The organism is Streptomyces scopuliridis (assembly GCF_042790125.1).
Lineage (GTDB): Bacteria > Actinomycetota > Actinomycetes > Streptomycetales > Streptomycetaceae > Streptomyces > Streptomyces scopuliridis_A.
This window is the reverse complement of sequence record NZ_JBHTZS010000024.1, coordinates 67709-93326: the sequence shown is the minus strand read 5'-3', so window position 1 is coordinate 93326 and position 25618 is coordinate 67709. Positions and strand designations below refer to the sequence as shown.

The following is a 25618-nucleotide window of genomic DNA, read 5'->3' as shown; positions in this document are numbered from 1 at the left end:
ATGCCGTTGCCGGTCCTGCGAACCTAGAGGGGCCGCGTACGGGGCGCGTCGGCCGCGGAACCCACATCAGGCCCTTCCCGCGGAGGATCCAGCCGCGGAGTCATACCTGAGAAGTAGGCCTCTGGGGCAATGCCCTGGTCGGACAGACGGACGCGGGCCGCGCGGAAAACGCAGCACAATGCACGGATGGTGACGGAAGACCGGCGCAACTGGCGTCAGCAGCTCATCGACGCGCTACGCCCGGAGGCGAAGGACGCCCCGCTGTCCCGGCGAGCGGTGCGCGCCGATGTGGTGCTGGCGGTCGTACTGACCGTCATTGCCCTGTTCGTGGCGGTGCGCTATCCCGGCGACGGGCCGGTGAACGTCAACCCGGAAGCCAACTTCGGGAGCGGGGTTCCGGTTCCGCCCCTGCCTCCCGACCCTGGTCAGGCACCCGTGGAGGACGAGCCTCCCTCCGTGCCCTGGGCCCTGGTCGTCCTGTCGACGCTGCCGCTGGCAGCCCGGCGGCGGTATCCGCTGCCCCTGTTCGTGGTGGTGCTGGGCGCAGCACTGGCCATCGGCAGCTGCGCCTCCTGGATCAACGTCCTGGCCTGTGTCGTCGGCGCCTACAGCGCCGTCGTATACAGCCGTTACCGGATAACGGCGATTGCCGTCCTGGTGATTGCCGCTGTGCTGTCCGGTTTCGCTTTCCGCAACGCGGACCCCGTGCTCCCGGGATGGTCCAGCCCGGGATTCGTGCTGCTGGTGGCCGGGATGCTGGCCAGCCTCGTCCGCTTTCTGCAACTTCGGCTGGCGTCCAGCCGGGACCAGGTCACAGAACTGCGGGCCGCTCAGGAGGAGGCCACGCGCCGAGCAGTCGAGGAAGAGCGCGCCCGCATCGCCGCCGAACTGCACGACGTTGTGACCCACAATGTGAGCGTGATGGTGATCCAGGCGGGCGCGGCCCGCAAGGTGATGGACATGATGCCCGAGCAGTCGAAGGAGGCACTGCTGGCCGTCGAGGCGGGCGGTCGGGCCGCCATGGCCGAACTGCGCCACGTGATGGGCCTGTTGGCCGCCCCGGACCACGACAGGCCCGAGTGCCTGGAGCCCCAGCCCGGGCTCGCGCAGCTCGACGCGCTGGTCGCACGGGTACGCGCCGCCGGGACACCCGTGAACGTCGGAGTGTCGCTGCCGCCGGATCCGCTGCCACCGGGGGTGGACCTCACGGCGTATCGCGTCGTACAGGAGGCGCTGACCAACACGATCAAGCATGCGTGCGGCGCGCAGGCGTCCGTCGCCATCGGTTACACCGACGCCTGTCTGGAGATCGAGGTCACGGACACCGGCGGCACCGAGGATTCCCCGCCGGTGGAGAACAATGGCCGTGGCCACATGGGGCTGCGCGAGCGGTTGGCCGTCTACAAGGGCGAACTGACAGCAGGGCCGACAAACACCGGCGGCTACCGGGTCACGGCCCGTATCCCGTGGAGCACCGTATGAGAATGGACCAGCCACCGCTGCGCGCCGTCATCGCCGACGACCAGGCCCTCGTACGCACCGGTTTCAAGATGATCCTGGCCGCGGACGGCATCGAAGTGACGGCCGAGGCGGCCGACGGGGCCGAGGCTGTCGCGGCGGTCCGCCGTACGCGGTCCGACGTCGTCCTCATGGACATCCGGATGCCCGAGATGGACGGCATCGAGGCCACCAGGCGCATCATCGGCGACGCCGGCCCGGACGGAACGCGGGTCATCATCCTCACCACATACGACCTCGACCACTACGTCTACGCCGCGCTCACGGCCGGCGCCAGCGGCTTCCTGCTCAAGGACGTCACCCCCGAACATCTGGTCTCCGCCTTACGCCTGGTGCAGACCGGCGACGCTCTCCTCGCGCCCACGATCACGCGTCGGCTGATCGAGCGCTTCGCCCATCACGACGAACCGCGGACCATCGCCCCGCACCGCGATCTGTCCGGCCTGACCCCGCGCGAGCTCGAGGTGCTCCGCCTGCTCGCGACGGGCCTCAGTAACGCCGAACTCGCCTCCCGGCTGTTCCTCAGCCCGACCACGGTCAAGAGCCACGTCGGCCGCATCCTGTCGAAGCTGGACCTGCGCGACCGTGTCCAGGCCGTCGTCTTCGCCTACGAGACGGGGCTGATCGCCCCGCGCGGAGGCGCCCAGTAGATGGTTGATTCCAAGTCAGGGGTCGTAGGCGGTCGCTGACCGGATGGCTGTTGGTCGGTGTGCCGGTTGTGCCAGAGCGCGGGTGACCGAGAATCCGACGTACACACCGCCGTCGCACACGGCGGTTTCGTTCCGATCTTCGGCGAGGCTGGGCCGCAGTTCTCCGGCGTGAAGTCGAGTTCACTGCGTGAGGTCGACTTCACTGCATCGGGTGCCTCAAACGCCATACCCTTTGCAGACCCTGTCATCGTGGCCACCGCCATCCGCAATGCCGCGACCGGGCACAAAACCTCACCGACGACATCACCTTCGAGCCGACGGGGAATCAATCACGCCCATGTCCGGCACCCGGCCCCCGTGCTCCTCAACGAGTCCTTCCAGGCTGACCCCCTCGCCTCGTACGCCGCCCTGCGCTCCACAACCGCATCCCTGCGGGCTCTTGCCTGGACGGAGCACCCATCTGGCTGGCCACGAGCTATCAGGACGTACGCGCGTCGGCGCGGACCCCCAACTCCCACCACCCCAGCCACCCCACGCAGACCCGGGCCCTGCACCGCTACCTGCGCCGGCACAACGCCAACGTCCGCCACCCCGACGTGCTCGCCGCCCAGCGCAAAGAACGCGCCCGTATCCGCAGCGAGAAGGGCAACCGCCGGGACGGACGTGTCAGGTGCCTGGCAGCGTGAACGAACGACTACCGGCACAGCCCAGTCACACCACACGAACCGCAAGGAGCTCCGCATGGACCATCAGGACGTCGACGCCGCCGTGGCAGAGATGTTGCGGGTGCTCAGCCCCCATACCGCAGAGGACTGGACAGTGCCGGCGGGGCCTCTTGAATGGACCTGCTGGCAGACAGCAGGACACATCGGCCATGACCTGCTGGCCTACGCAGGGCAACTGGCAGCACAGCCCGCCGACGCCTATCTTCCCTTCGACCTGAACATCCGCCCCACCGCCTCACCGGCTGAGGTGCTCCAAGCCGTCACCGCCTGCGGCGGGCTGCTCAGCAGCGCGTTGGCCACGGCCCACCCGGGCCTGCGCGCCTGGCACTGGGGTCCCTGCGACCCCGAAGGGTTCGCAGCGATGGGCGTCGCCGAAACCCTGCTGCACACCCACGACATCACGCAGGGCCTGTCCGTGAACTGGCTACCACCAGCATCGCTGAGCGCAGCCATACTGAACCGGCTCTTCCCCGCCGCCCCGCCCGGAGACCCCACTCAGGTACTTCTCTGGTGCACCGGCCGCGGGGAGCTCGACGGCCTCCCTCGTCAAACCTCATGGAGGTGGAAAGCAGCACGATCGGACTGACCGAGCTGACCCCGGCGAACCTTCCCGGTCACAGCACTAGACAGGTGCTCGCAGTGCAGCGATCAGCCACTCGAACGCCGGCACTCTCGAGGGGGCCGGCGGCCACCCATTGAGCACGCCCAGCAGCTGCCAGTACCGCTCCACCCCGCGGTCGGTGAAGGTGGCCAACCGATCGGCCAGACGGGCGCGTTCGGCTGCGGGCAAGTGGGAGTCGACAATACGGTGAAGGATCTCCGTGCCCGCGGCCGATTCGGGGGCGATGTGCTCGCGCATCACCCGGCCGACGTGCTCTGCGACCTTCGCCGGGTCGAGACCCTCCGGCTGCTGCTCCCCCTGCGCTCCGGCCAGAGCCATCTCGCGTACCCTCTCCCGGAATTGCTCGTCACTGACCAGCTCGGCCAACTCCACCCAGGCGTCCACCTGCTCGGGAGTCGGGTCGGTGGGCAGGTGCGCCGGCAGGGTGCGCATGGCCTGTGCGATGTGGGCGCCAGGCGCCTTGGGGTCGACACCGCTGTTACGTTGGCGCGAGGATCTTGCCTCGACCTCTGGAGAGGGCGTATGTACGACGAACGGCTCGCCGAGTTCTCCCGCGAGCGACTGGACGGCCGTCCAATACCCGACGATCTGCGCGTGCTGCTGGTGGCGCAGTGGGAAGGCCACACCGACTTCACCCACCTTCTCGACCTCGACTTCTTCGAGGCGGGAGAGGTCCACCCCCTCCTGGACACCAGCTATCGGAGCGAAAAGGAACTCGCGGACCCGGAGTCGCAGGCCGTCGACGCCGGAGTCGCGGAGATGGCCAAGTACGTCAAGCTCGTGGCGAAGGGCGGAAAGGGGTGGATCGGCTACTGGCTGCACCCCGACGAACCCGCAGACCGTGCCTGGCACCTCATAGAGCTGGACACCGAGTTCACCTTCTGGGGCCTGGTCGGCCTCACCCTGACCGAGGGGGCCGCCGCCGCACAGGCAAGCTATCAGGACGAGCCCGACGAGCGAATCGCGTTCACACAACTGGCCGCCGAACTCGCCGAACTCGGCCTACCGCTGAGCACCCAGGACTACGACGCCCTCGATGACACCGAGTACACAGTGGGCCCGGAAGAACTCATGGAGGAGCTGATCGAAGCCGAACGCGAGAAGCGCGGTCTTCGCTGAGCAGGGAGACGCCGGCGCCCCAGGTGCCGCAACGGGAGGTGGTTGCCATATTGGCCGCCGCCGGTCATGAGATATCTCGTTCGTCGGTCGAGCCGGCGATGCGAAGACGTGGCCCGCTACAGCCATCGATGTCGAAACGCGTGGCCGGCCCCCTCCACTTTTTGATCTTGTTGATGCACCGCCCCGCGGTATTGCGCTCCTTGTACAACTCGGCGTCGTGCGAGACCGGACGCCCGCCCCTCGCGCCCTTCTTCTTCCGGTTGGCCGCTTGGTGCGCCTTACCCGGACCTTGTCCGATGACCGCTTCATGTACAGCGGCTTCCAAGTCCGGCGTCGGCACTCATACGCTCCGCTCTGGAGCCACCCACGACATCAACACGCTGAACGTGACAGAGAATCGTCGCTGGCCAGGGCCCGGAACCTGTCGAGTTCGAGGACCTGGGTGTCGGGCCCAGGTGCCGGCCCGCGCCGACTTGCCCGACCCGACCGCGCCGATCAGACGGACCAGCGAGAGAGTCCCCGGGGAAAGTGATGTCACACCCATCATGACAGGTCAGAGCGCATTTCCGTAGGAGGAACGGCACAGGTGACCAGCCTTGTTCGGCCGTCTCAGGGGCACCCAGAATCTCCGTTATGAATCACTCGGGGAAAGTCGATCAGGACGACATCGTGCGGGCACGGAATGTGCTGCTCGCGTCGGGGCGCCGCACGCCGCGCGAGGAAGTCGACGCCTACCGGGTGCTCGCTCAGGTCAGCCCCGCCTCGTACCTACCGCTCTTGGCCAAGGCGCTGCAACGTCTGAGCTACGACGCTGGCTCCGGCACAAGGCACGCGTCCTCTCTGGCGCTGTGCGAGGAGGCGGTGACCGTGGCGCGGTCCATCGATCCGGCCGAACCTGCCCGTGCGGATGTTCTGTACGAGGCCCTCAGCACGTGTCAGCGAGAGCTGTACAGCCTGGGGCGACGCGCCGAAGGGCTCGCCATGCGCGCCGAGATGCTCGCCATCGGCCGTGCACAGGCCGAACTGTCCGGAGACTCCGTGGTCAGAGGGCTGCATGAGTGGGCTGCGGGACTCTCCGAGGAAGGCCGGTATGCCGAGGCTGCCGATGCCATGACCGAGTTGGTCGCGGCGATCCTGCCCGACGGGCCCCGCAGTGGGGCTCTCGCCTGGTCACTCCTGGAGTGGATCGCCGCTCTCCACAACGCCGGCCGGTCCGGCGAAGCACTCGCCGCGTTCAAGACACTCGTCAGCATGGAGGCGGCCGAAGCCGCGAACGACCGCGGCCCGATGGCCTGCCATCTCTACTCGCTCATCGGGTACGCACAGATGCTCGACACCCACGGCCGAGGCGAGCAGGCGGCCCTCGTGCGGCAAGAGGCACTCGCCTTGCTGACGGAGCTGGCCGATACCGGTGAGCGGAAATCCTGGAGTGGCTATCAGGCATCCTTCTGGGCGGCGCTGCTGACCCTCTCCGGCGCCGAAAGCGATCGGCCCGCGTCCGATGGACCGCGTCCGCCTTCGGGTGCGGCGCCCATGCAGTGGTCGCCCGACGCCAAGCGGCGCTACTTCGACAGCCGTCACGCCCTCCGCGAAGAGGTGGACACCCTTGCTCCGCGAGCCACCGAAGATCCGGACCAACACCTGGCCGAACTGGTCCGCCTCCATCGCGTCCTCACCATCCGCTCCGCCGTCTACTGGGAGAACCGCACCCATCTGTTCGCGGAGCACGTGCGCCCCCTGTTCGACGACGGAGTGAGCCTGGCCCGCCGTCTGACCGAGCACAACCCGGCAGAGGGAACGCGAACACTGTCCCGGAGCCTGATCGACCGATCGGCCTTCCACACCGCCGCCCGCGAGTTCAGACCCGCCCTCGATGACTTCCGCCAAGCCCTGAGCCACCTGGGGGAGGCCAACTGAGCCGAGCCGGCCCACGTACCCGAACTATGGTCTGTCATCCGGCTGTTCAGCGGACCGCCCGCGTGGCATCCCGACATCCGGGCCGGCGAGATCACGGAAGGAGACAACGAGTTCGCGCTGGGTGCGGTCCGCGTGCTCACCGGCACCGGCGGCACCGTCTTCGGAGAACGCCTCTGGATGTCCGCAACACGCCCGGCGCGTTCAAGCCGATCACCAGTCGTGGACGGGGCAGTCGGTGATCGAGAAGGGTGGGCGTCGGCGGATTTCCGTGCCAGGCGCTGGTTTTCACGCGTGCGCCCCCGGACAATGAGGCCGGTATCGGCTGAATCGCTCCGGGAGGCCCCGCATGACGTCGCAGCCTGTGCCCTGGCCCGGTGAGGGCGGCGCGGTGGGCCGCCGGTCCGGACGGTTCCCGGCACCGAGGCCGTCCGTGGGGGCTCCCGTGCATGACGCCGGGACGCTCGGGTTCGTCGACCGGCCCGGACGGGACTACTGGTGGCGGCAGTTGAGCGAGGCGGTCCGGGACCGGATGATCGCCAGGGTCGGGCCGATGGTCGAGTGGTGGGCGTACTGCCACCGGACGGACAACGAGCGGCCGTACGCGGTGGTGTTCGGGGAGCGGGGCCTCGCCGTGAGCACTCCGACGCTCAACGACCGTGGCGGGCCAGCCCAGTTGCTCACTGTGACGCCTTTCGTGCCGTCGTCCTTACGGCATGCGGTGGTGGTACAGAAGCCGACACGGGCCCGGCCCGGCAGAGTCGCTCTGCCAGGCGCGTCGGCTCCGGAGCGGCGGGGCGGCGAGGAACTGCCGCTGTCGGCGCGGATGCGCGGATTCCTCGGCAATCTGCCCGTGGAGGCGCAGTCGCGGCTGCAATGGCCGTTCGTCAACGGTGACGTGTTCGACCACGGGGACTTCCACTACTCCGGGGACGGGGACGAGATGGACGTCTGGTGCTATCTGGCCGGACGCCGCTGGGTGACGTTCGTGTCGGGACACGGCACGGCTCTGTCCGGGCCCGCGCACCGCGCGTCATGGCGGCTGATCTGCCGGCAGGCCGAGGTGGCGGCCCGATGACCGAGGCGGCCGAACCGGACTACTACGCCGTCCTCGGTGTCCCTGCCGACGCCGACCGGGCCGAGATCGGGCGGGCGTACCGCCGCAAGGCGCTCACCCACCATCCCGACAAGGGCGGCGACGCCAAGGTGTTCCAGGGCCTGCACCTGGCCTACGAGACGCTGACCGACCCGGTGCGGCGTGCCGCGTACGATCGCCGCCGTACGAGGACGCCGTCGGCCGGTGCGCGGTGGACTCAGGCCGAGCCGCCGCCCGCGGCCGACCCTTTCGCGTGGGCGCCCGGCGCTGGTCCGGTCGCGGACGAGCGCCGGGTGCACTCCGTGCCCTTCCCGGAGCACGATCCCGGCGTCTCCTGGCGGCGGGCCGACCGGTTCGCCTGGTGGCGCCCCGTCCAGGAGCCGCGGCCGAAGCGGCGTGGCCGCCGTCGCTGACCCGCCGTTCCCGGTCACCGGCACCGTGCCGTGCCGCCCTCCGGCACCAGCAACCGCTGCCCCGCGATGAGGCCGGTCCCGCGCCCCATGTCGTTGTACTCCTGGAGGGCTTCGACCGTGGTGCCGTACCGGCAGGCGATTTCGGTCAGCGTGTCACCGGGCACCACGCGGTGGACGCGATAGGGGAAGACGGGCATGGGAAGCGTGAAACTCAGGCTCGGAGTGGGCAGCGGCATGTCGAGACCCGGCCGCGTCGGCAGCGGCAAGGTGAGTTGCGGCGCGGGCGAGTACTGCGGGGCGGGCGAGTACTGCGGGGCGGGCGAGTACTGCGGGGCGGCCGGCGTGGGGAACGCCGGCCGGTAGGGCTGCGGCGAGTCGGCGCCGATCAGAGCGATGCCCCACACCGCCCCCGTGACGATCAGCGCGCCTACGGTCACCTTGGCGACCTTCCGCTGCCGCGCGAGTTCCCCGAGGACCAGGTCCGGGGCGCCCCGGGTGGTCCGATGGACGGTCGTACGCCCGGCCGGCGCGGCCACCGTACGCAGGGCCAGCACGACGGGCGCCTCGGTGTCGAGGCCGAGGCGGGCCAGTTCCCGGCGCAGGGCGTGTACTCCCGCACGGTCGCGTACGGCGGCGGCTACCAGGTCCTCCAGGCGGCCGGCCGGGTCCTGAGGGCAGTCCAACAGGTAGCCGTGGGTCCAGCTGAGTGTCCAGCGGGCCCGGCCCGCTCCGGCCAGCGCTTGCCCGGTCAGCGCGTACAGCGCTTCGGCGAGTTGCTCCTCGGGCTCGGGGGCATCGGTGAGACGACGTATCAGCTCGGCCGGCTCCCCGTGTTCCAGCAGATCGAGAACGGTGGCGAGGGTGGGCCGCGCGGTGCTGCCGACGCCGCGTGCCGCGTCCAGCAGGAGGCTCGCGAGTTCGACCGCGAACGCCTCGGCGGCCAGGTCGGCCCAGGTGGTCACGGACAGCTCGGTCACCGGACCCCCGGCCTTGTCGAGCACGCTCCGCCGTACCCGCCGCACAAGTCTGTCGGCGGTGACCAGCGGCCCGTCGTCGACGACGTCCGGGGCGTCCCCGGCGGGCCGCGCCTCGATCAGGGCCAGCCGCCGGGCCAGCGGCGGGTGGGAGTCCAGCGGGGACCGGCCCGCTTCGACCGGGTGCTCGCGCAGGTCGGCCATCCGCTCCCGGACGCACGGATCGTCCAGCATGGCGGCGAAGGCCTCGAACACGTCCTCGGGCGCGAACCCGAGGCGCTGCACCGGCCGCAGGTAGCGGCTCTCGAACCCGGCCCAGGTGAGGGCGAGCGCGTGAACCGCGCGCAGCGCGTCGGCGGTCACCGCCGGGCCGACCGCCGCGACCGCCTCCGCGTCCGCCTCCAGCTCCTGACGCCGGCGCACCGCGAGCGACAGGCGGAAGTACAGCCACCCGTAGCAGCTGATCACCGAGTGGAACAGCCAGGCGTACCCCGACCTGACCTCCTCGGACCGCGCGGTCATCCGGAGCCGGAACAGAACGGAGCCGAGTGCCGCCGCGCCCCGGTAGGTGAGCGCGCCGAACCGGGTGTGCCGGCCCGCGTAGTGGCCGAGTTCATGGCAGAGCACGGCCCGCAGCTCCATGGGCTTCAGCCACCTCAACAGGGGGACGCCGAGGTACATGGTCCGGTCCCCGACGGCGAACCCGAGCAGCCGGGCCTTCTCCGACACGGACGCGTTGGCCTCCGGTGTCAGGTAGATCCGGTCGGGCGGCCGGGTGCGCAACCGCCCGGCCAGGTCCTCGACCAGCCGCCACAGGCCGGGCGCCTCGGCGCGGCTGACGAGGACCGCAGCGGGTGGGTGCTCCTCCGTGCGGCTCACCGTCGCGATGCCGTACAGAAGCGCGACGGCCGCCGGGATACTGCCGCCGAGGACCAGCGACCAGTTGCCCGCCCGCGAGGGTGCCTCGACCATCAGCCACAGCATCGCCGCGACCAGCGCCACGTCGGTCACGAGGAGCGCGGACGCCACGACGTAGAACCCGGCGAGCAGTCCTACGGCGAACAGCCCGCGTAACCAGCCCAGAACCGCCGTCACCCTCTCTCCTCCGCTCGGCGGGCCACTGCGGCCCGCGCCCGGCCGAGCCGCTCCGGGTCCGCCTGGAGGGCCGCCCGCAGCCAGCTTTCCGTGTCGCGCAGAGCCGCGTCGACAGGGTCACGGCCGAGGCTGATCCGGCTCGCGTCCACCCGGCCGAGACGGCCCGGCTCCGCCCCGCCCAGGAACGGATCACGACCACCGATCGTCTCGTCCGCGCTCATGCCCAGCGCCTCCCTCAGCGTCTGGCGCGCCTTGGACACGTTCGCGGCGACCCCGCCGCGTGTCATCCGCAGCGCCTTGGCGATCTCGCTCTGGGACCAGCCGTGCAGACAGAACAACACCATGGTGGTCCGCTGCCGCGGTGGCAAGGCGGCGAGCAGCCGCAGCACCTCGCGTGCCTCGGCGCTCTGCTCCGGGCCCGCCTGGACGGGAACCGGTACATCGGGCAGTCGCTGCTCGCCCGTTCTGCGCCTGCGCTGGGTCTTCCACAGCCGCTGGACCGCCACCCGGTACACCCACGCCTCGGGCAGTTCGTACCCGGCGATCCGCTCCCAGGCCCGGTACGCCTCCACGAACGCCTCCTGAGTGACGTCCTCGGCGTCCGCGCGGCTGCCGCACAGCATGATCACCTGCGCCACAATGCGAGCGTACGAGCCGGAGAAGAAGGTCTCGAAGTCACGGGGCCGCACGGCCGGTTCCGTACTCACGGGCGGTCCGTCCCGGCGGGCCCGAGGGCCGCCGCCGAGCGCGCGGTCAGCGTGTCGCCGTCCGCTCGTGTGACCTCGACCGTGCCGCCCGGCCCCGCCGCCCGCACGACCGTGGCCAGAGCCTGCGCCCACGCCCGCTCCTTCGCGGGCCGCATCCACAATGCCGCCAGCGCGTACACCAGCCGGGCACACACCGGTACCACGACCAGCACCACAGGGTCGATCATCTTCGCGTCCTTCCTCGGACTCACAGCAGTGACACCCAGATACAGCCGCACGCGCCCGGGGTGTTTACCCACGGATGGAAAACGGTGCCGCCTGCCCGTTCGCATGGCCATCACCCCGCTGTTGGCCCGTGACCCGGTTCTTGACCGCACCTTCAGCTCGGACGCTGATGACCTGATGGCCCTGGCCACGAGCGAAGCTGACACGGACCGGCAACCGGGTACCCCGCTTCAGTCGGATTGTGCCGCGCTCTGCCATTCTCCCCTCGGCGCCAAGGCCGGAAGTGCGGCAGCCTGGCCTGTTCTCTCTCTCGTCCCGATGGCCGCGATCTCCCAGTTATCGGTGCCGCCATTTACCGTGGACGCGACGGCAGTTGACACGGAGGGGGCGGTTGTGGGTGGCCGATACCGTCTGAACACGAAGCTCGGATCCTCCTCGACTTGACCTACGTCATCGCCCCGACCTGCGACCTGCGTGTCATCTCCGGCTTCCGTGAACTGGACTTCTGGCGCTGCGACGTCCAGCATGCAACACCTGTGGCGCTCATCCCGACGGCCGATGACGCAGCTGCTGAGCTCGGAGCCGTCCTAATCCGCTGATAGCGACAGTCCTTGAGGGACGCACACCCGCCGGTCGGTTGGAGCAGTAGACGCGTTGGTCGCGATGGCGGTCACGTGGGTGTCGGGCCGAACGCCTTGAGCCGTCTGGGGACTTGATCCCTATATCCAGAGCGGTGGTGCTCGATGCTCTCGTGACCGCCATCATTGTCAACACTGCCCACTTGATCACTCGTTGGTGAGTGTGGTAGGAGCCCGCCGCATGGCGACCCCTCGTGATGCCCGAGCCTTCAGCTCCAACGCAGGCCGGGGCCCGTGCGGTGAGCTGGTGCCACGAACAGCTACTGAGGTGGCGGACCGACCCTCGCGTCGAGTCCTGGGATTAGGTCGCTGCGTAGTCCCGCATGAGCTCGTGACCAGTACGAACACCCGAACCCTGAGAGGGGAAGGATCTTGATCCTTTGCGGCATCGACTGGGCGGAGCGCACGCACGACGTAGCCCTGGTCGACGACAGCGGTCAGTTACTGGCTACGTAGCACATCACCGATGACGCCGCCGGCTACGAGACCCTGCTGGATCTGCTCGCCGAGTGCGGCGATTCAGAGGAATCCCCGATCCCAGTTGCGATCGACACATCCCGGGGCTTACTGGTAGCGGTGTTGCGGACCGGCAAGCGGCAGGTGTTCGCGATCAATCCGACGGCCGCCGCCCGATAGCGCGACCGTCACTCCGTCTCGCGCAAGAAGTCCGATCCGGGCGACGCCCTGGTCCTGGCCAACGTGCTGCGGACTGACATGCACGCCCACCGGCCACCTCCCCAGGACAGCGACCTGGCCCCGCGCCGTCGCCGTCCTCGCGCGCGCTCAGCAGGACGCAACCTGGAGCCGCCAGCGGATCCCCAACCAGCTCCGATCTCTGCTGCGCGAGTACTACCCTGCCGCTCTCGTGGCCGTCGAATCCTGGAAGAACGGCCTCTGTCGGCCCGAGGCCCACGAGATCCTCAAGCTGGCCCGGACACCGACGAAGGCGGCTCGACTGCCCCGCGCACATGTGCAGGGCGCGCTCAAGCGGGTCGCGTTGTACCGGTCGCGGCCGGGAGCGGCGATCGAGTCCGTCGCCAGCGATCTCGGGGGGACACCGAGACGCTGCGGAAGCACGCAAGTTCCTGGCCGCCGCCAGCGGTCACCGGTTGAGCCGCTGTTCGAACTCGCCCTGCGCACAGGACTCCGCAGGGCGAACTCCTCGGTCTGCGGAGGGAAGACCTCGACCTCGCCGACGGAACTGCCAGCATCCGCCGCACCCTCCAGCGCACCAACTCCGGCGGCCTGACCACCCTCCCGACCAAGACTCAGAGCTCCGAACGACGCATCGCCCCTGCCCACGCCGTGCCTGCGCTCCTTCGAACAGCACCGCACCCAGCAGCACCAGGAACGCGAAGCGGCAGGCACAAGCTGGCAGGACAGCAACTACATCTTCACCCGGCCCACGGAGCCCCGATCGAAGGGGCCACCCTCCCCCGGCACTTCACCGCCCTGCTCCACCGGGCCGGCTCCGTCGCATCCGGTTCCACGACCTCCGTCACTCGGCGGCGAGTCACATCACCGCGGCCGCCGCGCTACCGGACAACTATCGCCGCGACAAGGCGTGGTATCGATCCTGCCTGGGCATGCGCTTGCGGGGGCCGGAGAGCCTGAGCAGGCATTGACGGCCTCCCTTGCGACGGTTCCTGAGGCTGCTGTGGTCTGACGCCCGCGTGCCTGGAACGAGCTGCACACCACGGCTGCGGTACTGCTGCGCAACGGGACACAAGAAGGGCGTCACCTGGTCGATGCGCTGAAGTCGCACGACTGAGCCGTTTGCAACGTCCGCCCGTACTCGATGTGCTTTCACATCTGGGTTCCTGGTCCCGGCTGCCGGGGCCGGACTTCCCGGACGCCAGCACGGCCCGGCCCGGCTCCAGGATATGGCGCTTCCAGTTCCCGACCGACTGCTCGGACACCTTCGCCCGACGCGCGGCCTCGGCGACCGGAAGCTCAGTCTTGCCGTCGACTTCGAGGGCGATAGTCCGACGCCGAGCGAAGAAGCGCGCCCTGGCGTCAGTCCTCCACTGGCTCCACTCGAATGGGTGCAGCACCACCGAGATAAAGCATGCACCCCGCATCGTCCACATCCGAGTTCTCCGGTGGGACCACGTAGATCCCCGCGGTGGGCGCGGGGACCCAGCCAAGATTACGCGGAGGGTCATACGCCTCGTAATGCCCGACGTAGAGCCTCGTCGGCGGGATGGATCAGGGACACGATCACCGTGCCGGCCCGATCTGCGGCGCCCACGCGACGAGGTTGGTCCGCAGGGTCTGGGCGGGGATGGACAGCACCAGGAAGTCCGCGCCAGCGAGTGCGGCGGCCGGGTCGGTCGTCGCCGTCAGAGCGGCGGGCAGTGCAATGTCCGGGAAGGAGCCGGGGTTGCGGTGCTGCGTGTTGATTGCGTCGGCGATCGCGCTGCGGCGGGCGTGCACGATGACATCGGTGCCGGCATCGGCCAGGATCTTGGCGACGGCGGCGCCCCAGGACCCGGCCGAGAACACCGCCGCACGGGCGCAACGCCGCTGAGTCAGTACGGAATCCTCACATCGGGATGGCGGCCGGGCCTGGGCATCGTATCGGCCTCACCGACGATCTCGGCGTCGACCGGCGCTGACGATCCTCCGCCAGGTGGACGCGGCCAACAACCGGCGCCGCGATCGCACTCCCCGAGCAGTCCGCCGCTTCTCGCACGTCGCCCCGCACTGGCTCGTCGCCTGCCCGAAGGCCGTCGACGGCCGCGGCACTCTTGTCCTCGACGCGGTGGGCGGGGCGATGGCGGTCGGCGCCGGGTTTGGGCTGGCTTATGTGTTCCAGGGGCCGCGGGCGCGTACGAGGATCAGGGGCGCCGTGGCCGGCAGCTCGCCGGAGCCGGTGAAGGACCGGACTTCGGGCTGACCTTCTCAACCGGAAGGGCACGCCGTGCGGAACGGGACGTCGGGCGCGTACACCTGCCACTCCCAGTCCAGCAGGCCGCCACTCGCGACACGGCAGGCCATGCCGATCGTGTCCGCGGCGATCTCCGGGTAGTCGCCCAGGTCCCACAGGTACGCGATGCCGTCGCTGGAGGTGACCAGGGTCTGTCCGTCCGGGCCGAAGAGCACGTCGTCCACCGTGTTCGGGTGCTCGCCGAGACGGCCCGCCAAGTGCGGTTTCGTGGGGTCGGCGACGCTCCACAACCAGGTGATTCCGTCCTCGCCGGCGGCTGCCAGCAGGTTTCCGTCGGGGTGGAAGACCACGCGATTGAACTTGACCTGCTTCTCGTCCTCACGGCTCACGGTGCTCACGTGCCGGGGGTGGCGCGGGTCGCTGACGTCGAAGAGGACCAGGGCTGCGTCTTCGCCGAACAAGATCGGGTCTGCGATCGCCACGAGGGTGCCGCTCGGGCTGAACGCCCCATCGCCGTAGATGCCCATCCGCGAATGCTGCGGGGAGGGCAGCATCACGAACCCTTTGTCACCTGCCGACAGGTCCCACAGGCTGACGCCCGGGGAGACCCTGCCCGGTGACGTCAGGAGACGGCTGCCGTCGGGGCTGAACGAGACGTCGGCGTAGGAGCGGGGCTCGGCGATATGGGCGGTTTTCACCGGTCTGGCGGGGTTCGTGAGGTTCCACAGGTCGAGATCCTCGCCGTGGACCGCGAGGAGCGGTGCGTCGGGCGAGAAGGCCAGGGTTATCCCGCTCGACTCCTCCGTGGTGAACCTGCCGGCGATGCGCGGACGGGTCCGGTCGGACACATCCCACAGCACGACCGTCCCGTTGATGTGGGCGCTCGCCAGCAACGTGCCGTCGGCATTCACGGCTATGTCGTCGATGAGGCTGTAGGTGTCCCGGAGCGTGGCCTTCGCCTTGGGGCGGGTGCGGTCACTCACGTCCCAAAGGCTGGTCCCGGTCCCCCCGCTGACGGCCAGAGTCTTGCCGTCAGGCGTCAGCGCCATCCGCGTCGAGCCTCCGCCGCTGTCCACCTTCCCCACGACATGGGCTTTTTGACCGCTTCCCAGGTTCCAGTGGATGACCTCCGAGTACCCTCCGAAGGTACTCACCGAGACCAGAGCGCGGCCGTCGGCCCCGAACCCCAGGGCGTTGATCCCCACGCCCTGGTTGACCTTCCCCTGCATGGTTGCGTGTCCCACGAGGCGGTCCGTCCGCTTGGGGGCACGCCGGTCGCTCACATCCCACACGGCGACGACTCCGTCTCCGCCTGCTGTGGCCAGTCGACGGCCGTCCCGCGAGAAGGCGAACCCCTCGACTTCGGCGGAGTGGACAGGCCATTCGGCCAGCACCTCCGGGGCCGTCGGCGCGGTGACGTCGATCAGCTTGGCGGCTCGATCATCGATCGTGACCAGGGAGTTGCCGTCCGGGCTGAACGCGACGTCACCCTGGGACCCGGTCACCTTGTCGCCGTGCCGGGGCCGGCGCGGGTCCGAGACGTCCCACGTGCGCACGCCGCTTGTCACATAGGCGTTCCCCACGTCGAGGGGGCCGCGGGTCCGGACCGTATCCGCCGAGGTGGCGAGCGTACGGCCGTCGGGGGAGAACGCCACCCGATCCGCCTCGTACACGCCCTTGGTGACCGAGAGGCGTCGCGACCGCCGCGGTTCGGAGACGTCCCACAGGACGAGTGCGGCGCCCTTCTCCGCCGCCATGTCCTCTTCCTCGCTCCACCAGCCGGTCGCGGCGAGCCTTGTGCCAGCGGCATTCAGAGCCAGAGCATCCGGTGAGCCCGGCAGACCGTCGACGTGCAGCGTGGTCAGGCGTTGTGGCGCGGTGCCGCTGTGCAGGCCGGTGAGATCCCAGAGCGACAGAGTGTCCTCCGTGCAGCGGGCGGCCAGGATCGTGCCTCCTGGCCCGCCGAAGGACACGTCCCGGGCGTAGGAGGGTTGGCAGTCCAGCTTGGCCAGCGGGGTGCGGCGCGTGGTCCGCCGGCTGACGTCCCACAGCGTCATACCGCCCTTGACATCCACCGCGGCAAGCGTCCGTCCGTCGGAGCCGAGCACCGTTTCGTAGACGCTCGTCTTCAGCACCGTGCTGCTGCGGAACGGGCTCTCCCTCAGAGTCTCGGAGATCACCCGCCGGGACTCGGCAGTCGGACGCAGCGCGTGCGCGGCCAGGCCCAGGTCCAGCGAGCTGCGCGGATCGGTCCCGCGCAGGTTCTGCGCCTCGGCCAGCAGCGCCCGGTACGTGGCCAACTCCCGTTGTTTCTGGGCGCTCCTGCGCTGCTCCTGCGCCTTCTCTTCCTGGCGTATCGCCACCACGGCCGACCCGATAGCCACCACCAGGCCGATCACCAGCGCCACGACCGCCGTCTTCAGCACCAAGACCCGCCGCCGCTCGCGCCGGCGCGCGCTCTCGGCGGCCTCCTCGCTCGCGGTCAGGAACTCCGACTCCCGCTCCGGCAGCGGCCCGTGGCCGCCGGGATCCCGTAGCTCCAGCACGGCTTGCAGCCGGCTGCCCGTGAGCAGGAACGCGGCGTCCCGGTCGGCGGCGCGCCAGTCGTCGGCGGCCGTGCGCAGCTGTTGCCGCCGCAGCAGCGTGGCGGCGTCCTCTTCGATCCAGTCGCGCAGCCGGGGCCAGGCGCGCAGCAGTGCCTCGTGGGCGATCTGCGCGGTGTCCTGGCCCACGGTGATCAACCTGTCCTCGGCCAGCCGGTCGCGGATCTTCCGCGCGCCGGGAGGAAGGCCGTCCAGCAGAGAGTCGAGCGGGACCGGACGCCGGATCCCCGCCCGGGCCCCGGTGCCGTCCGGAGGCAGGTGCACCATCCGCAGCAACAGGTCCCGCAGGGCCCCTCGGCCATCATCGTCCAGCGACTCGTGCAGGGCTTCGCCGGTCTTGGCCACCGACTGCCAGATGCCCCCCGTGGCCTGGTATCCGGTGAGGGTGAGCCGAGTACCGCTGCGCTCCCGCCAGGTTTCGCGCAGGGCGTGGGCCAGGAAGGGCAGCGCGCCCGTTTCGTCGTCGCCGAGGCGGCCCTCGTTCAGGTCGTGCAGAAGCCGGTCGGTCAGTCCGCGTTCCAGGCCGAGCCCGACCGCGGCGGCGGGTTCCTCGACGGCGGCTCGCAGGTCCCGCTCCCGCATCGGCGGTACGTTCACCTGACCGTGTTCGAGGGCGCTCTCCAGTTCCGGGTGGGCCAGGCAGCTGCCGTAGTGGTCGGCGCGCAGTCCGAGCACGACCCGGGGGCGGGCGGCACCGGCGTCGGCCGTCAGCACCGCGACGAACGCGTGGCGTTCCCCGATGTCCTGGCAGTGCGTGAACAGTTCCTCGAACTGGTCGACGACCAGTAATCGGCACGGCTCGCCGTCGGCCCGCGGCGGCGGGAAGCGGCCTGCTTCCAGTGCCGTACGTACCTCGTGCGTCTCGCGCCCCGTGGCCTCGGCCCATGCCTCGGACAGCGCGTCCATCGGGTGGGCTCCGGGCGTCGGGAGCAGCAGCGCGGGCCAGAGGTCCTCGCTGCCGTCGGCCGCGTGGCGGCGTTCGAGGCTCGCGAGCAGCCCCGCGCGCAGCAAGGAGGACTTGCCCGCTCCCGAGGCACCGACCACCACGACCGGTTCACCCGGTTCGCTCCCGGGCCGTACGACAGCCGTCAGCAGCTGTTCCACCAGGTCGTCACGGCCGGAGAAGTGGCCGCTGTCCTCTGCCCGGAACGGCGCCAGACCCGGGTAGGGGCAAGGCACGTCGGCGGGCGGCTCGACGGCGTCGCCGCCCGGGACTCGGTAGGCGCGGTTGCGGGCGATGACCAGTTCGCCCAGCGTCCCCTCGCTCTGCCGGGCCGGGCGGACGCGCGTGTCGTCGGCGAACTCCCGGTCCAGCGCCGCGTGAAGGCGGTCCGCGGTCAGCCACGGCGGCCCTGCGGGGTCACCTTCCGTGAGCAGGCGCAGCAGTCGCCCGCTGAACAGGGTGTGTTGCTCGCCCTCGGGCGCGAAGGACAGCTCATAGTTCGAGGCCGAGCTGAGCAGGAAGCTGCCCCGCGGCAAGGCGGAGACGAACGGCTGCCGCATGCCGCCGTCCGACCGTGGCACCTTGCCCCGCCCGGAGAAGCAGCAGTCGAGGACCACCAGGCTGCCCCCTCCCACCTCCCCCAGCAGAGCGCGCAGGGTCCGGTACGGGACGGCGTGCGCGATGTTCCGGGCGGAGCTGCTGGAGCGAGTGGCCAGGTACAGCTCGTCGCCGGGGCCGAGCAGGCCGTGTCCCACGTAGTAGAGCAGCAGCGGCCCTGCCGCCTGCGCAGCGGCTTCCTCGACTGCGGCCACCACCTCGGCGGGGTCCGCACCGCCCGGGACCCGCGTCACGCGTTCGGGCGCCATGCCGCAGACCTCGTGCAGCGCCTTCTGTAGATCCTCCAGCGTGGCGTCCACGGCGGGCAGGTCGGAGAGCTTCGATCCGGGGACGTGCCTGCCCGTGCCGATCAGCAGCGCCCAGGCACCGGAAGTCGCCAGGTGGCCGGTCACGCCGGTGGGTCTTCCTCCGGCGGCCGCGCAAGCCGTTCCGCCAACTCGGCGAGTTCCTGCGGACTGAGGTTGCGGGTCTGCCGAGTCGTGATCTCGATCGTGCTTCCGTCGGAGCGGGTGATGGTGATGGTGTGATTGCTGCGGCGGCTCTGCACCCAGGCGACGGTGGCCCCGGCGAAGACCGCGGCAACTCCACCCGGCTCCAGCAGGGCGACCAGCGCGTCGGTCGCCGGTCCCATGGCGCCGGACCGCGGTGTCGCGGGCTCGTCCCGATGGATCCGGCCGCGCAGCTCCGGCACGTCCAGCAACCAGCCCCGCAGTTCCTCGGCCCCGTCCGGCCCCACCGTGATGACGGTACGCATGTGCCCCCCGTGCGCTCGTCGTCTCCCCACCGCGATCCGCGGTTCTTGGCGATGAGAGGTTACCCATCCCAGGGACCGCGTTCCAGATCACCGACTACATTCGAACCACACGGTCTTGCCGCCTCTCGCCCGGCGGATCCACCCCCACTTGTCGACCACCGCCTCCAGCAGCACGAGCCCGCGCCCACCTTGCGCGACTCGCTCGGCAACCCGAACACGGTCCGCAACCCCGTCGCCGCGGCGCGGTCCGCGAGAACTTCGTGCTGGAGCCGGTCTACTGGGACACCGGCGCCGCCCGGCTGCTGCCCCACCTGCTCAAGGGCCTACGCGCAGGCCGTGTTCACCCACCGCAGGCCAGGGACATACCAGCGCGCCACTTGATTCTCGACGGGCCCCACTCCCGCCCGGGGCGGGCGAAGAGCCCGATCTGCTCCTTCTTCTTGGTGTCCACGCTGATCACTGGGTCACCGGCCTGGAGGAAGTCGGCCACCATGGCGTTGAGGTGCCGGAACTGCGCGTCCCTGTCCCGGTAGTGGCTGCCGACCAGCACCCGTGCGTTGCCGCGCAGGCTGAACCCGGCCGCCTTCAGAAGGACCGCGACGGTGTCGCGGCCCACCTTCCGGCCCTGGGCGGCGAGTTCGTCCGCGAGGCGGCGCAGCGATTAGCCCCGGGCCCTTGTCCGTCAGGGCCGGACGGCCCTCCCCCGGCCGCCGTACACGCCCGTCTGGTTCCACCCCCGCATCGAGCTCGGCCAGGCCGCGGCTGACGCAACCCCTCGCCAGCGGCACCCTGGTGTGGGGCGGCATCGGGTTGCTGTGGCCCGTCAGGCACCCGCCACGACTCGCTCCACACCAGCGTGAAGCGGTCACCACATGCTGCGGGCACGCGGCAGATCTTCTTCAACAAGCCGCCGACCACGGCAGTCCTCTGCTGCCCCCCGAGGAACCCCGGTCGCTTCCAGCACCGCTCAAGGAGGCCGACCCCGCCCAGGTGATGGCCGCGCTCGGCTTCACCGAACGCCTCCCTGTCGGCTGCTGCAGCCTGGACCTCCACGGCCGACTCACCTTCATCAACTCCGCCGGTGCCGACCTGGTCGGCGCCGACGCCCTCTCGCTCAGGGGCAATCGCCCTTGGGAAGTGCTGCCGTGGATGCATGCCCGGGTCAGCGAAGACAGCTACCGGGCGGCGGTGGTCACCTGCCAGCCCACCTCCTTCACCGCCGTGCGCCCCCGGACACACCACTCCTCTTCCAGCTCTACCCCGACGACAGTGGCATCAGCGTCCGCATCACCCCCTCCACGCAGCAGACAGTCACCACGGAGACTTCGGCATCCGGCGAGCCGGCCGGCGCAATGGCGCTGTACCACTTGACGCACATGGCGACCGCCCTCGCCGAGGCCGCGAGCGTTCATGAGGTGATCGATGTCGTCGCCGACCAGATCGTGCCCGCCTTCGGCCCCCAGGGTCTGGTCCTCATGGTCGCCGAGGAGGGCCGACTGAACATCATCGACCACCGCGGCTAAGCGCCGAGTTTCTCAGCCGCTTCGACGGCACGCGCCTGGCCTTCCGCACCCCGACCGCGCAAGCACTGGCCACGGGTGACCCCGTCCTCTACTCCACCTTCACCGACTTCCAGCGCGCCCATCCCGACGCACCCCGCTGCAAAGCCAGGAGCGCCTGGGCCTTCCTGCCCCTGACCGCATCCGGTCACGGCATCGGATCTGTCGCCCTCTCCTACAACCGGCCCCGCACCTTCCTCCCTGCCGAACGTGCCCTCCTCTCCTCCCTTGCCGGACTGATCGCCCAGGCCCTGGACCGTGCCGGCCTCTACGACGCCAGGCACGCCCTCGCCCAGCAGCTCGCACAAACCCAGATCCAGAACCTGGACAACCTCGCCGACGATCTCATCCGCCATGCCGAACGGTCAGCCCCACGCCACAACGACACCTGAAGCGCTTCAATTGGCTGGCCTGAAGCTCAAAGACGGTGTGCGCGGCCCAGGCGGACGGGCTTCACAGGGCCAGCAGAATCAGAGTCAGTGCGGCGGGCGGAACGAGCATCGTGGCGAGGTGGCTCAACGCGGTCCGAGTCATGCCCAGGACAAGGGACAGCACCAGTCCGGCTGCGAGCCAGCCACCGAAGACCGGGATGGCGGACCGCTGAGATGCAGATTCCTGCTGACGGGTCATGGGCTCGTAGAACGGTAGTCCGCCGATCATCATCAAGAAGAGCACGCTGCTCATCAGCAGATTGCCTGCCCCGACGATGACTGCCGTCCTCTTGTCCCTCCGGCTCGCCATCTCCCAAACCCGGATCGCGCTCATCGGGGGATCCTATCCACCTGCCACGACTCGTTCGTGGCGTGGCCGTCGAGGCGGAGGCACACCTGCGCAACTGGGCCGCTCGGTCTCAGCGAAACCCTTTCCTGGAAGCGGTAATCGCCGACGCCCTGCTCGCGTAGCGAACGTCGCGCGTCCCCAGCCGGTGAAGCCCGCTGCAAAGGAGAGGGGCTGTGCGCCCGTCCTCGGGGTCCGAGGAACAGCCGTGTCAGATTCGTGCGCTGAGCGTTCGTCGGCCCTGATGGGCGGCTGACGGGATGTCGTTCATGGGGCTGTCTGAAGCTGTTCCACGGATAACGCCCCAATATCTGCGGGAGCTTGATCCGCCGCCTGCGGCGACGCTCTCCGTGGCAAGGGGGAGGCGGCGCCCACCGTCGTGCGACTGCCGACCGGAAAGGCGTTGACCGTCCGCGCGGCTGCCGACGCCTTCCTCGACTCGCTCCGCAACCCGAACACGGATCGCCCCGGTCGATCGGGCCGGTAGTCGAATGTTCACCTACACGTGGCTGCACGTTTGCAGCATGCGCGATGTACGCCGGAGGGCCGGGCCGGGACACTTCCCTCAGCCCGCCAACAGCATGGTTGCGGGCCAGTCCCACACGCCAACTCGGAAGGGTCTCTTGTCGATGAAACTCAGGCTCCGCGCGCTCATAGGGGCGCTGGCCGCCGCCGTGACGCTGGCAACGCTCACCGCCGCCCCCGCGGCGAATGCCGCCGCCTCGATTCCGTCGCAGGGATCGCCGACACAGCTCGACGTCGGCAACTGGAACGTCGAGTGGTTCGGAGCGCCGGACTTCGGCCCGACCAACGAGGCGCTTCAGCAGCAGAACGTCCGCGACGTCATGGCGGGCGCCGACATGGACGTATGGGGCCTCTCCGAGGTCGTCAGCACCTCAGCGTTCGACACACTCGTGGCCGGCATGCCCGGGTACACCGGGGTCGTGGCCAACGACCCGATCGTGACGAACGGTGCGAAGTACTACTCGGACTTCAGCAACACCGAGCAGAAGGTCGCCCTCGTCTGGCGCTCCAGCATGGCCACCCTGGTGAGCGCGAAGGTCATCCTGACCGACCAGAACAGCAACTTCGCCGGCCGCCCGCCGGTGGAGTTCACGTTGCGCGGCACGTTCGACGGTGTCACCCGTGACCTCGTCTTCATCGTCCTGCACGCGAAGTCCGGGTCCACCCAGGATGCGTGGAACCTGCGCAACCCCGCGTCGCAGGCCCTCAAGTCCTACCTCGACACGACCTACCCCACTCAGAACGTCTTCGTCATCGGTGACTGGAACGACGACGTCGACACCTCTATCACTTCCGGGAAGGCTTCGCCCTACGCCAACTTCGTGAACGACGCGGCGCGCTACACGTTCCCCACGCGGGCCCTGTCGCTGGCGGGCGTGTCGTCGACGGCGAGCTACCCGGACTTCATCGACCACCAGCTCACCACCAACGAGGTGCAGGCGAAGTACGTCGCCGGTTCGGCGACCGCCTTCCAGCCCCAGGCCTATGTCCCGAACTACACGACGACGACCAGCGACCACTACCCGGTGCTGGCTCGCTACAACTTCGTCATCGGCGGTGGCGGCGGCGCGAATCAGCAGCCCACGGCGTCGTACACGCGCTCCTGCACCGCTCTCAACTGCACCTTCACCGATGGCAGTACCGACTCCGACGGCACCATCGTGAGGCGCAGCTGGGACTTCGGCAACGGCCAGACCTCGACGGCGGTGAACCCGACCGTGACCTACGCATCGGCCGGAACCTACGCGGTCTCGCTGACCGTGACGGACAACGGCGGGGCCACCCACACCACGACCCAGAACGTCACCGTCACCGCCGGCGGTGGCGGCGGACCCGCCAACGTCGTAATCAACGAGGTGCTGGCCAACGAACCGGGCAGCAGCACCGCCGGCGAGGCCATCGAGATCGTGAACACCGGTGGCACGGCAATCAGCATCGCCGACTGGACCGTCCGGGACGGGTCGGCAGTGCGGCACACGTTCGCGGCCGGTACGACGCTGCAGCCCGGCAAGGCGATCACCGTGTTCGGCGCGGCCTCCGCGATCCCCGGTGGCATCGTGGCGGTGCCGGCCAGCACCGGCGACCTCAACCTGTCCAACAGCGGTGACCAGGTGATCCTGCGGGATTCGGCCGGAGCGACGGTCCAGTCGATGAGCTACACCTCAAGCCAGGCGAACTCCGACGGGGTGTCCATCAACCGAAGCCCTGACGGCTCGGCGACCGGCGCCTGGGTCAAGCACAACACCATCAGCTCGCTGCCCAGCTCGCCCGGCCAGCGCGCCAACGGAACCGTGTACTGAGCCCCGATCCAGCGGCTTGACTTCGAAGTGATCGTTTAGCGGGGTTCGGGCTGGTCGACTGGTGGAGGGCGTGCGGTAGCCGTTGGTCTGCCCAGCAGGTCGGCCCGGCCTTGCCCTCCACCACGCACCAGCGGCCGCAGGAACGGCAGGACAGTCCCGAACCTGCGTACCGGTGCTGTTCGCCCTCGATATGTGTGTTCGTCTTGATCCTCTCTCGACTCCCAGGCGAAGGGGTCACAGCCCAACGGCCGCGGCGGGCGGGATGTGTCCGCTGGCGGTCAGCCACGGCAGCGCGGCGTCCGCGGCAAACGCATCGGCGTCCGTATGGCCCGCAAAGCTGACCGCACCGACCGCGCCGCACAGGTGGGCCACGACCGGGGTCAATGTCCCCTCAGGCACCTGTTTACCGGGCCTGATCACCATCCCTGCGGGCGAAGTCGCCGTAATGGCCGAGGGAGCTCGTCAAACGAGCATGGCGGCCGAGGCTTGCCTGCCCCGCTCGGCAGATGCCTGCTGCGACGACTGATCGTCGGTCAAGATGACGCCTCGCATGTGTGTGGTCAGGAACACGGTGGCTCGTCGGGTGTGCCGTAGGGCAGCAGTCTTCGTTCGGCATCGGTGCGGTCCCGTCCGGCGGAACCCCCACAAGGCACGGAACCGCACCTCAGGCCGGAGGTCGAAGTACTTTCGCGCAGCTCCCGAGTCGACGACGAACTGGTCCCCGTCGACGTAGGCCCACCCCAGTAGTGGCCGGGATCGAGAGGTCGCTTCCGTTGCTGTCGGGGTTGACGAAATACATCTGCCCATCACGGGAGATGACAACACGTCCGTCCGGTGTCAGTCCGACGAGCCTGTCATCCGTTGCCCACGGGAATCCGCGTGTGGACTGCCTCCTGCTCGCAGACCCGTGCCTGACTATCGGTGTTGGCGACTGCGAGGTCCGTGCCCGCAGGGTCGAGGGCGAGCGTTACCGCGTATGAGCTGTCGAAGAACACCTGATAGAGCGAACTGACAGCGAACCCGCCCCGACCGGCCCGCCCCCCGGGGTGCAAAGCCGCCCGTCGTCCCGGTTGCCGCGATCGACGACCCGGCCGCCGGAGGTGTTGCGGGCGGAACTGGCGGCGGTGCGGGCGGACGCGAGGGACGCCGACACCGTCAACTGGGAGCTGTCCATCGCGCGCAAAGCGCGCGGCTGGTGGCAGCGCAGGGGCTGGATCGAATGCGCTCCGACGATCGGCATCGAGCAGTGCCCGGCACCACCGGACCGTTCCAAGGCCCTGGCGGGGAACCAGATCGCCGCCCTGGGGCGCCTGGACGTCGCCTTGCGGGAGAAGACGTGCTGGACGATGCTCTACGAATCGGAGGGCCGGTTGCCCGCCGCAAGCGCTGAGGATCAACTACTGGCACGTCTTACGTCATCCTGGCCGTGACCCAACGCTTCGGGAACTGCGGAT

Annotated in this window: 23 protein-coding genes and 6 pseudogenes; 18 read left to right on the top strand and 11 right to left on the bottom strand. The window is 69.6% G+C overall.

Annotation, left to right across the window (positions count from 1 at the left end; translation table 11 throughout):
• The first annotated feature begins 186 nt into the window (after nucleotides 1–186).
• The 4 genes and pseudogenes from ACFRKB_RS29075 to ACFRKB_RS29065 all read left to right on the top strand — a co-directional run bounded on the left by ACFRKB_RS29075 (nucleotide 187) and on the right by ACFRKB_RS29065 (nucleotide 3479).
• Nucleotides 187–1482 (top strand): sensor histidine kinase, encoded by a 1296-nt coding sequence (locus ACFRKB_RS29075; protein WP_383109506.1) that lies wholly within the window; start codon nucleotides 187–189, stop codon nucleotides 1480–1482.
• Nucleotides 1479–2168 carry a response regulator gene (locus tag ACFRKB_RS29070; RefSeq protein ID WP_383109505.1) on the top strand — a complete coding sequence of 230 codons (690 nt, stop codon included), beginning with the start codon at nucleotides 1479–1481 and terminating at the stop codon, nucleotides 2166–2168. The genes ACFRKB_RS29075 and ACFRKB_RS29070 overlap by 4 nt, the downstream gene beginning before the upstream one ends.
• Nucleotides 2169–2677: 509 nt before the next feature.
• Nucleotides 2678–2854 (top strand): annotated as a pseudogene (locus ACFRKB_RS38970) (IS630 family transposase); the annotation flags it as partial.
• Between the two features lie 55 nt (nucleotides 2855–2909).
• Nucleotides 2910–3479, top strand: a complete 570-nt coding sequence (locus ACFRKB_RS29065; protein ID WP_383109504.1) for a DinB family protein — start codon at nucleotides 2910–2912, stop codon at nucleotides 3477–3479.
• A 36-nt stretch (nucleotides 3480–3515) separates the two neighbouring features.
• Here the strand turns inward: ACFRKB_RS29065 and ACFRKB_RS29060 are convergent, their stop codons facing one another.
• A complete protein-coding gene (locus ACFRKB_RS29060; protein WP_383109502.1) occupies nucleotides 3516–3947 on the bottom strand; it encodes a hypothetical protein in 432 nt (143 codons plus the stop codon).
• A 90-nt stretch (nucleotides 3948–4037) separates the two neighbouring features.
• On the opposite strand from ACFRKB_RS29060, the gene ACFRKB_RS29055 reads away from it, so the two are divergent.
• Entirely contained in the window at nucleotides 4038–4634 is a 597-nt protein-coding gene (locus ACFRKB_RS29055; protein WP_383109501.1) for a hypothetical protein, read from the top strand.
• Between the two features lie 130 nt (nucleotides 4635–4764).
• On the opposite strand, the pseudogene ACFRKB_RS29050 reads toward ACFRKB_RS29055, so the two are convergent.
• Nucleotides 4765–4920: pseudogene (locus ACFRKB_RS29050) on the bottom strand (IS5/IS1182 family transposase); the annotation flags it as partial.
• Between the two features lie 347 nt (nucleotides 4921–5267).
• Between ACFRKB_RS29050 and ACFRKB_RS29045 the strand changes: the two are divergent.
• From ACFRKB_RS29045 to ACFRKB_RS29035, 3 genes are all read left to right on the top strand, one after another.
• Entirely contained in the window at nucleotides 5268–6551 is a 1284-nt protein-coding gene (locus ACFRKB_RS29045) for a tetratricopeptide repeat protein (protein ID WP_383109500.1), read from the top strand.
• A gap of 346 nt (nucleotides 6552–6897) precedes the next feature.
• Nucleotides 6898–7626 (top strand): hypothetical protein, encoded by a 729-nt coding sequence (locus ACFRKB_RS29040; protein ID WP_383109499.1) that lies wholly within the window; start codon nucleotides 6898–6900, stop codon nucleotides 7624–7626.
• On the top strand, nucleotides 7623–8057 hold the full coding sequence (locus tag ACFRKB_RS29035; protein ID WP_383109497.1) for a J domain-containing protein: 435 nt from the start codon (nucleotides 7623–7625) through the stop codon (nucleotides 8055–8057). The genes ACFRKB_RS29040 and ACFRKB_RS29035 overlap by 4 nt, the downstream gene beginning before the upstream one ends.
• 14 nt (nucleotides 8058–8071) lie before the next feature.
• Here ACFRKB_RS29035 and ACFRKB_RS29030 read toward each other — a convergent pair whose 3' ends face one another.
• From ACFRKB_RS29030 to ACFRKB_RS29020, 3 genes are read right to left on the bottom strand one after another with little or no spacing between them, the layout of a single operon-like run.
• Nucleotides 8072–10126 (bottom strand): M48 family metalloprotease, encoded by a 2055-nt coding sequence (locus ACFRKB_RS29030; protein WP_383109496.1) that lies wholly within the window; start codon nucleotides 10124–10126, stop codon nucleotides 8072–8074.
• Entirely contained in the window at nucleotides 10123–10833 is a 711-nt protein-coding gene (locus ACFRKB_RS29025) for an RNA polymerase sigma factor (RefSeq protein ID WP_383109495.1), read from the bottom strand. Before ACFRKB_RS29025 ends, ACFRKB_RS29030 begins: the two co-directional genes overlap by 4 nt.
• Complete coding sequence (locus ACFRKB_RS29020) at nucleotides 10830–11060, bottom strand: hypothetical protein (protein ID WP_326614443.1); 231 nt, start codon at nucleotides 11058–11060, stop codon at nucleotides 10830–10832. The genes ACFRKB_RS29025 and ACFRKB_RS29020 overlap by 4 nt, the downstream gene beginning before the upstream one ends.
• A gap of 438 nt (nucleotides 11061–11498) precedes the next feature.
• Here ACFRKB_RS29020 and ACFRKB_RS29015 point away from each other — a divergent pair, with 438 nt between their 5' ends.
• From ACFRKB_RS29015 to ACFRKB_RS29005, 3 genes and pseudogenes are all read left to right on the top strand, one after another.
• Complete coding sequence (locus tag ACFRKB_RS29015; RefSeq protein ID WP_383109494.1) at nucleotides 11499–11657, top strand: hypothetical protein; 159 nt, start codon at nucleotides 11499–11501, stop codon at nucleotides 11655–11657.
• A gap of 411 nt (nucleotides 11658–12068) precedes the next feature.
• Nucleotides 12069–12687: pseudogene (locus ACFRKB_RS29010) on the top strand (IS110 family transposase); the annotation flags it as partial.
• 10 nt (nucleotides 12688–12697) lie between these two features.
• A pseudogene (locus ACFRKB_RS29005) lies at nucleotides 12698–13210 on the top strand (tyrosine-type recombinase/integrase); the annotation flags it as partial.
• Nucleotides 13211–13902: 692 nt separating this feature from the next.
• Here the strand turns inward: ACFRKB_RS29005 and ACFRKB_RS29000 are convergent.
• Nucleotides 13903–14231: pseudogene (locus ACFRKB_RS29000) on the bottom strand (NAD(P)-binding domain-containing protein); the annotation flags it as partial.
• Between the two features lie 97 nt (nucleotides 14232–14328).
• Between ACFRKB_RS29000 and ACFRKB_RS28995 the strand changes: the two are divergent.
• Nucleotides 14329–14595, top strand: a complete 267-nt coding sequence (locus ACFRKB_RS28995) for a hypothetical protein (RefSeq protein WP_383109492.1) — start codon at nucleotides 14329–14331, stop codon at nucleotides 14593–14595.
• A gap of 5 nt (nucleotides 14596–14600) precedes the next feature.
• Here the strand turns inward: ACFRKB_RS28995 and ACFRKB_RS28990 are convergent, their stop codons facing one another.
• The 3 genes from ACFRKB_RS28990 to ACFRKB_RS28980 all read right to left on the bottom strand — a co-directional run bounded on the left by ACFRKB_RS28990 (nucleotide 14601) and on the right by ACFRKB_RS28980 (nucleotide 20162).
• Entirely contained in the window at nucleotides 14601–19142 is a 4542-nt protein-coding gene (locus ACFRKB_RS28990; RefSeq protein WP_383109491.1) for a caspase, EACC1-associated type, read from the bottom strand.
• Nucleotides 19139–19504, bottom strand: a complete 366-nt coding sequence (locus tag ACFRKB_RS28985) for an effector-associated constant component EACC1 (RefSeq protein WP_383109490.1) — start codon at nucleotides 19502–19504, stop codon at nucleotides 19139–19141. The genes ACFRKB_RS28990 and ACFRKB_RS28985 overlap by 4 nt, the downstream gene beginning before the upstream one ends.
• 340 nt (nucleotides 19505–19844) lie before the next feature.
• A complete protein-coding gene (locus ACFRKB_RS28980) occupies nucleotides 19845–20162 on the bottom strand; it encodes an ISAzo13-like element transposase-related protein (protein WP_383109542.1) in 318 nt (105 codons plus the stop codon).
• A gap of 335 nt (nucleotides 20163–20497) precedes the next feature.
• On the opposite strand from ACFRKB_RS28980, the gene ACFRKB_RS28975 reads away from it, so the two are divergent.
• Genes ACFRKB_RS28975 through ACFRKB_RS28965 form a run of 3 tightly spaced genes read left to right on the top strand, consistent with a single transcriptional unit; the run spans nucleotide 20498 to nucleotide 21455 of the window.
• On the top strand, nucleotides 20498–20875 hold the full coding sequence (locus ACFRKB_RS28975; RefSeq protein ID WP_383109540.1) for a PAS domain-containing protein: 378 nt from the start codon (nucleotides 20498–20500) through the stop codon (nucleotides 20873–20875).
• A 5-nt stretch (nucleotides 20876–20880) separates the two neighbouring features.
• Nucleotides 20881–21027: a hypothetical protein gene (locus tag ACFRKB_RS28970; RefSeq protein WP_383109488.1), complete on the top strand. Its 147-nt coding sequence runs from the start codon at nucleotides 20881–20883 to the stop codon at nucleotides 21025–21027.
• 35 nt (nucleotides 21028–21062) lie between these two features.
• Nucleotides 21063–21455, top strand: coding sequence for a GAF domain-containing protein (locus tag ACFRKB_RS28965; protein WP_383109539.1), 393 nt, complete (start codon nucleotides 21063–21065; stop codon nucleotides 21453–21455).
• A gap of 61 nt (nucleotides 21456–21516) precedes the next feature.
• On the opposite strand, the gene ACFRKB_RS28960 is transcribed toward ACFRKB_RS28965, so the two are convergent.
• Entirely contained in the window at nucleotides 21517–21828 is a 312-nt protein-coding gene (locus ACFRKB_RS28960) for a hypothetical protein (RefSeq protein ID WP_383109487.1), read from the bottom strand.
• Between the two features lie 391 nt (nucleotides 21829–22219).
• Here ACFRKB_RS28960 and ACFRKB_RS28955 point away from each other — a divergent pair.
• Together ACFRKB_RS28955 and ACFRKB_RS28950 are read left to right on the top strand one after the other, a co-directional pair.
• Nucleotides 22220–22306: pseudogene (locus ACFRKB_RS28955) on the top strand (integrase/recombinase); the annotation flags it as partial.
• Between the two features lie 163 nt (nucleotides 22307–22469).
• Complete coding sequence (locus ACFRKB_RS28950) at nucleotides 22470–24164, top strand: lamin tail domain-containing protein (protein ID WP_383109486.1); 1695 nt, start codon at nucleotides 22470–22472, stop codon at nucleotides 24162–24164.
• 234 nt (nucleotides 24165–24398) lie between these two features.
• Here ACFRKB_RS28950 and ACFRKB_RS28945 read toward each other — a convergent pair whose 3' ends face one another.
• Entirely contained in the window at nucleotides 24399–24587 is a 189-nt protein-coding gene (locus ACFRKB_RS28945) for a hypothetical protein (RefSeq protein WP_383109485.1), read from the bottom strand.
• A 647-nt stretch (nucleotides 24588–25234) separates the two neighbouring features.
• Between ACFRKB_RS28945 and ACFRKB_RS28940 the strand changes: the two genes are divergently transcribed.
• Entirely contained in the window at nucleotides 25235–25594 is a 360-nt protein-coding gene (locus tag ACFRKB_RS28940; RefSeq protein ID WP_383109484.1) for a hypothetical protein, read from the top strand.
• Nucleotides 25595–25618 lie beyond the last annotated feature (24 nt).